Genomic DNA, 1012 nt, shown 5'->3' with positions numbered 1-1012 from the left:
TGACTTACCAATTTCTCTCCAACTGAATTGTTTTTTGCAAATAAGACATTTCTGTATTTTAATAATTTACTCCCCCTTACTTAAAAAAGGCTAAACGTAATTTCACCATAAAATTCCATAATCCCTTCTTACCTGTACGTACATTTCTACGTAATGATTCCATCGTGAAAGGAGCGCACACTACCATTTTAATATTAACATTATTTACCTTTTAATTGTTAGAAAATTTTAAAAAGCTTCACTTCATTTTTGAAGTAAAGCTCTACGTTAGTGAAAGGAAGTAATGAAAACTCCGTATCTATTTCGTTTAAAAATCCTGCAATTCTCTATATACAGGTCTATCTTTAAAAATAACCTCTCCCTCTTTATCATAAGCAACAATATCCATCATGATATAGTTATCTATTGGTGAAAGCCATATTCGGTTTTCGTTAACCTTAACAATATCAGCCTTTTTACGGTCGAAAAATACTTCATGGATTTTATCATTATTTATCTTACCAAAAAATAACATATGGTCATTTTCAACATTTATGCCACTTGTTGAAAGAGCATTGGCTTCGTCCACTTCGCTTCCCAGAGCACCTGAATAAATAAATTCTAAACTGTCTTTAAAAGAAAAAGCAGAAATGCTCACTGTATCATCTACTGCGTTATAAGAGATAGCATAATAATAATCTCCGTTATTAGTAACTTGATATAGTCTTTTGTTTCCATCCCCTTCTACATACTCTCTAATGTTACTAATAACGTCTTCATCAGTCATTATTAGTTCTTTGTCACAGCCTAATATCACTGAAAATAGTATTACCGCTAAAATTAGGTGTAAATATCTCAACTTAATCCCCCCCATCAAATACATACAACCCTAGAAATTCAACTAAAGTTAGCAATAGGTAAGCCTTTGAAGTGATCTCCAGCTTTTCCCCTGCTCCGCACCGAACGTGCTAGTTTCCCAGCATTCGGCGGTCCATCTAACGATGTATATTAAATTATAAGTTCTTCGTTACTT

The 1012-nt window shown here is 33.0% G+C and carries 1 protein-coding gene; it reads right to left on the bottom strand.

Annotated features, from left to right (window positions below):
- Positions 1-307: 307 nt before the first annotated feature.
- Complete coding sequence (locus tag BKP35_RS11140) at positions 308-838, bottom strand: hypothetical protein (protein ID WP_071313430.1); 531 nt, start codon at positions 836-838, stop codon at positions 308-310.
- Between the last annotated feature and the right edge of the window lie 174 nt (positions 839-1012).

This window comes from Anaerobacillus arseniciselenatis, from assembly GCF_001865995.1.
Taxonomy (GTDB): domain Bacteria; phylum Bacillota; class Bacilli; order Bacillales; family Anaerobacillaceae; genus Anaerobacillus; species Anaerobacillus arseniciselenatis.
This window is presented reverse-complemented; position numbering and strand designations above follow the sequence as displayed.